Source organism: Nonomuraea sp. NPDC050202, from assembly GCF_040656115.1.
GTDB lineage: Bacteria > Actinomycetota > Actinomycetes > Streptosporangiales > Streptosporangiaceae > Nonomuraea.
In genome coordinates, this window is the sequence record NZ_JBFALF010000128.1 from 1 (window position 1) to 1,016 (window position 1,016).

The window sequence follows — 1,016 nt, forward strand, 5'->3', positions numbered from 1 at the left end:
ACCATCGCCTGGGCTGGACTACCTTCCTGCGTCACCCCATCGCTTACCTACTACCCGATCGGATCGAGCGTTCACTCTGACCCCAAGCCCGAAGGCTTTAGGCGAGCTAAGGACTCTTAGCATCACGAGGTTCAGTATGGGCGCATTGAAGCGGGTACGGGAATATCAACCCGTTGTCCATCGACTACGCCTGTCGGCCTCGCCTTAGGTCCCGACTTACCCTGGGCGGATTAGCCTGGCCCAGGAACCCTTGGTCATCCGGCGCGAGGGTTTCTCACCCTCGATTCGCTACTCATGCCTGCATTCTCACTCGCACAGCCTCCACAACTAGATCACTCTGCTGCTTCACCGGCTGCACGACGCTCCCCTACCCATCAACCCCACATGGGAGTCAATGCCACGACTTCGGCGGTGTACTTGAGCCCCGCTACATTGTCGGCGCAGAATCACTTGACCAGTGAGCTATTACGCACTCTTTCAAGGGTGGCTGCTTCTAAGCCAACCTCCTGGTTGTCTCTGCGACTCCACATCCTTTCCCACTTAGCACACGCTTAGGGGCCTTAGTCGGTGATCTGGGCTGTTTCCCTCTCGACTACGAACCTTATCGCCCGCAGTCTCACTGCCACGCTCTCACTTACCGGCATTCGGAGTTTGGCTGACGTCAGTAACCTTGTCGGGCCCATCGGCCATCCAGTGCTCTACCTCCGGCAAGAAACACGCAACGCTGCACCTAAATGCATTTCGGGGAGAACCAGCTATCACGGAGTTTGATTGGCCTTTCACCCCTACACACAGGTCATCCCCCAGGTTTTCAACCCTGGTGGGTTCGGTCCTCCACCCAGTCTTACCTGAGCTTCAACCTGCCCATGCGTAGATCACCCCGCTTCGGGTCTACAGCATGCGACTCAAACGCCCTCTTCAGACTCGCTTTCGCTACGGCTCCCCCACACGGGTTAACCTCGCCACACACCATAACTCGCAGGCTCATTCTTCAAAAGGCACGCAGTCACATCACA

The 1,016-nt window shown here is 57.1% G+C and carries 1 rRNA gene; it reads right to left on the reverse strand.

The features are described from left to right. A 23S ribosomal RNA gene (locus AB0I79_RS63340) occupies positions 1-1,016 on the reverse strand; the annotation flags it as partial.